The 3,959-nt window shown below is 69.5% G+C and carries 4 protein-coding genes; 1 reads left to right on the forward strand and 3 read right to left on the reverse strand.

Annotated features, from left to right (window positions below; all coding sequences use genetic code 11):
* Window positions 1–47 precede the first annotated feature (47 nt).
* On the reverse strand, window positions 48–668 hold the full coding sequence (locus tag HMPREF3086_RS06370) for a malonic semialdehyde reductase (RefSeq protein ID WP_070720803.1): 621 nt from the start codon (window positions 666–668) through the stop codon (window positions 48–50).
* Window positions 669–842: 174 nt separating this feature from the next.
* Here HMPREF3086_RS06370 and HMPREF3086_RS06375 point away from each other — a divergent pair, with 174 nt between their 5' ends.
* On the forward strand, window positions 843–1,634 hold the full coding sequence (locus HMPREF3086_RS06375) for an acetate and sugar kinases/Hsc70/actin family protein (protein ID WP_070720806.1): 792 nt from the start codon (window positions 843–845) through the stop codon (window positions 1,632–1,634).
* 9 nt (window positions 1,635–1,643) lie between these two features.
* Here the strand turns inward: HMPREF3086_RS06375 and HMPREF3086_RS06380 are convergent, their stop codons facing one another.
* Window positions 1,644–3,038 carry a hypothetical protein gene (locus HMPREF3086_RS06380; RefSeq protein ID WP_070720808.1) on the reverse strand — a complete coding sequence of 465 codons (1,395 nt, stop codon included), beginning with the start codon at window positions 3,036–3,038 and terminating at the stop codon, window positions 1,644–1,646.
* A 155-nt stretch (window positions 3,039–3,193) separates the two neighbouring features.
* The coding region (locus tag HMPREF3086_RS06385; RefSeq protein WP_070720810.1) for an IS3 family transposase at window positions 3,194–3,959 on the reverse strand (766 nt) is incomplete at its 5' end.

Genomic DNA, 3,959 nt, shown 5'->3' on the forward strand with positions numbered 1-3,959 from the left:
CGGGCGCCGCGGCGCCCGGCCCGTCGGAGATGTGGGGGAGAGCTCGGTCAGAGGGTCTGGACGACCTCGTCGTAGCCGAGCCGCGGGAGCCGGTCGAACCAGGCGCCCTCCTCGGCGGGCTTGCCGATGTTGACGGCCACGAGCACGCGGTGGCGGCCGTCGGGGAAGAACTCGCGGGAGATCGCCTCGGCGTCGAAGCCGGTCATCGGGCCCGCCGCGAGGCCGGCGGCGCGGATGCCGATGATCGCGTAGCCGATCTGCAGCCCGGCGTTGAGTTCGGCCGTCCCCACGCGGGCGTCCTCGTCATCGGCGAACAGATCGCGCGCACCGGGGAAGTGCGGGAACTGGGTGGGCAGCTCATCGTGGAAGTCGATGTCGGCCGCGAGCAGAGCGACGGCCGGGGCCGCGGCGGTCTTGGCGCGGTTACCCTCGGTGAGGAGAGGCAGCAGCCGGGCCTTGGCCTCCTCCGAGCGGATGACGATGGCGCGCAGGGGCTGGATGTTCATCGAGGTGGGCGCCCACTTCACCAGGTCGAAGATCGCGCGGATCTGCTCGCCGGTGACGGGCTCGTCGGTGAAGGCGTTGGCGGTGCGCGCCTCGCGGAACAGCAGGTCCTGCGCCTGCTCGTCGAGGGCGAGCACGTTCTGGGTGTCGAAAGTAGTGGTCACGTCTACTATCAACGACGTGCGGCGACTTTCGATCCCCGTGCCGCGCATGATATTCGCCACACCGCGGCCGGCGGCCGGTGTGCCGGTCCGGCCCGCGGCCACCGGCAGCAAACCCCCCGCGCGCCCGCTACGAATAAGTGGAGAGAATGTAGGCACGGAAAGGGAGGTGCGGCGATGCGCAACGGCGTGGTCGTGGACATCGGCGGCAGCGGGACGCGGATCGGCGTCGTGGTGAACGGCAACGTGGTGGGCGTCCACGGTGCCGAGGTCGCGACCGCCGAGGATCTCGCCACCGCGGTCCTCGCCGTCGACCGCTCCCCCGCCGGCGTCGGCGTGTCGCTGAACGGCCACGTCGACGCCGACCGCGGGCGGGTCGTCCTGTCGCGCGCCGCCGCGTGGGCGGAGGGCGACCTGCGCACCGAGCTGGTGTCGCTGATCGACGCGCCGGTCTCGGTCATCGGCGACGGTGACGCCCACGCCCTGGCGCTGACGCGTCTCCCGGACGTCGAGTTCGGCGGGATCGCCATCTCCCTCGGCTCGTCCCTGGCGTTCGGCGCGCTCAACCACCACGGCGCGCTCATCCACCCGTGCGGCCACACCGGCTGGGACCTCGGCCACTGGCGGATCGTCGGCGACGGCACCAACACCGAGGCCTGGTGGGGACTGGGCGGGCACGGCCTGTACGACCTCGAGCGGGAGCACGGCGACGACGCCGCGGAGATCTACGCCTACCGTCTCGGCTCGTTCCTCGTGGACGCCGTCCAGCTCTTCCGCCCCCGGACGGTCCTGCTCACCGGCGGCATAGTGGTGGGGCTGGGCGAGGCGCTGCACCGACCGGTCGCCGAGCAGCTGGAGTCCCTGCCGATCTCCGTGCCGATCCCGCGCGTGGTCTACTCGCCGTCGCGGGACACCGCCTTGTTCGGCGCGGCGGTCGCGGCGGGCCTGGCGCTGCCGACGGGGTGGTGAGGGGCGGGGCTACCGGGTCGTGAGCGACGCGACGTAGGTCCGGAGTGCTGCCAGGCCTGGTGGAACGTACAAGCTGCCTTCGCCGGTGGAAGGGTCGATGAAGCTTGCCGAACCGAAGCGGATCGCCCCCGGCACCCCGGCGGCCTGTAGCTCCTTGACGAGAGTTATCTGCTCCTCGTCGCTCACCGCCATGTGGTCTCCGAGCCAACTCAGTACGTATTGGTGCTGCAGCCCAGGCCGCGCATAGCCGGTCCACTGCATCTTCCGCATGACGTAGAACAGGCAGGCGGCGGCGAGAGGCTCACCGTGCGCGAGGAGCAACCGCGACGCGGTGGTCAGCCGTTTCACGAAGTCGTCGTTGGCCGGTCGCGCGGTGCGGATCAAGCGCTCGGCCCGCCCCTCCCAGCCGAGGCCGGGGTCCCCGCCGAGGAGACCGAGAACCAGGTCGGAGGCGGGGTTCGGCTCGCGACCCTCCCCCGGCGGGAGGTCGTCGACGCCGGCGATACGCACCGCCAGGGCGGGGTCACCCACAGCCCACGCCAGCAGGCTCGACACCCGTAGGTACCGTCCACCACCCGACCCGTCGGCATACCCTTCGGTCGTCGGTGCGAGCGCCCACCGCTGGAGCAGTGCGCGGGCCCTGTCCAACTGGTCGCTCAGCAAGGACAGGACATGGAAATCGAGCGCCTCCGGCACCTCCGACCAGTCGAGGAGATCAGCACGCTCGAGGACGAGCTCCCTGACGCCTGGCTCGCGGCCCTGCCCTGCTCCGACCAGGCTCGCCAACCCGGAAAGCACCTCAGCCTGGTGCGCGTTCGAGGGTAGCGCCTCAATCCGAGCCATCATCGCCTCGCCCTTGCCGCGGTGAGCGAGTGCCGCCAAGTACTGGATCTCAATTCCCGTCTCCGGGCCCTTCGCCGCCGAATCTGCAGCGATCGGGAACCGATTGGTGAGCCGCTCGAGAATCCCGAGGTCCGATACGCCGACGGACAGGTTCCTCGCGTGCTCGGCGGTGAGAACCGCGACGTCTGTTGCGGCCGCCACCGCACGAGCGGCGACCTCGGCAAGCGGGCCCGACTCGACGACACCCGGCGTGGCTTGGTGTCGCGCGGCCTCGCGCTTCACCAGGGCGCGTCTCAGGCGTGCCCTGGACGCCGTCAGGGCGCCCACTGCGAGTGCCGCCGCGACGACGGGGAACTCGCTCAACAGGTCGACCGCGGATTCAACGGCCGCCGTCACGTCGTCGCCCGGCGCGACGACGTCACCGTCGATCGCCGCTCGGTGTTCCAGGTGCAAGAAGCGGTTGATCGCCTCGTGCTCGAGTACCCGTCCCATGTCGAGCGCCGCGGCCATGCGGCGGGCCTCGAGGGTGAGCTGGGCAGCGAAGTCGAGCTGGGCGGGCATATGGACAGGCTAACTGCGGACCTAGACCCGAGGCCCCGTCGGGCGGCCCCTTACGCTTGGTGCAAACCTGTAATCAGGCTCGGGGAATTCTGCTGGTCGGCGGGAATAAACCTCATCGGATCTGTCTGTCAAGCCCCGGGTTTTGTAGAGGGTAGTTATCTGGCGTCGACGAGGTCGTCGATGGTCTGTGGTTGAGGTTCGACCGCGGCGTGGTGGGCTTCGTATTCGGCGGGTGGGACGTAACCGATCTCACCGTGGATCCGTCGGTGGTTGAACCAGTCGATGTACTCGGCGACGGCGATCTCGAGGTCATCGATGTCCCGCCACGGACCCTTGTGGCGGTTGCGGATCAGCTCGGCCTTGAACAGCGAATTGAACGCCTCCGCGAGGGCATTGTCATACGAGTCGCCACGGGAACCCACCGAGGCGACCAGGTCCTGTTCGGCGAGGCGTTCGGTATAGCGCAGCGCCCGGTACTGCACGCCGCGGTCGCTGTGGTGGATCAGCCCGCCCAGGTCGTCGCCGGCGTGGGTGCGCTGCCAGATCGCCATGTTCAGCGCGTCGAGAGCCAGGTCGGTGTAGAGGTTCTTGGACAGCTGCCACCCGACGACCATCCGCGAGTAGACGTCGATGATGAACGCCGCGTACACCCACCCGGCGTAGGTGCGGACGTAAGTAATATCGGCGACCCACAGTTGGTTAGGTCGCTCGGCGACGAACTTGCGTTCCACCAGGTCAGCGGGACGTTCAGTCTCGGCCTTCGGGCGGGTGGTGCGCGGAGACTTGGCCCGCTGGACCCCCTTGAGACCTTCGGCTCTCATGAGGCGTTCGACGGTGCAGCGGGCGACCTGGTGGCCGGCGCGGCCCAGCTCCTTCCACATCTTCCGGGCTCCGTACACGTGGTAGTTCTCCTCGTACATC

The organism is Dietzia sp. HMSC21D01 (assembly GCF_001815995.1).
GTDB lineage: Bacteria > Actinomycetota > Actinomycetes > Mycobacteriales > Mycobacteriaceae > Dietzia > Dietzia cinnamea.

Bases quoted from the DNA above. Each gene is read 5' to 3' on its own strand.
- HMPREF3086_RS06375 (WP_070720806.1), top strand. From the start codon at position 843: ATGCGCAACGGCGTGGTCGTGGACATCGGCGGCAGCGGGACGCGGATC.
- HMPREF3086_RS06380 (WP_070720808.1), bottom strand. From the start codon at position 3,038: ATGCCCGCCCAGCTCGACTTCGCTGCCCAGCTCACCCTCGAGGCCCGC.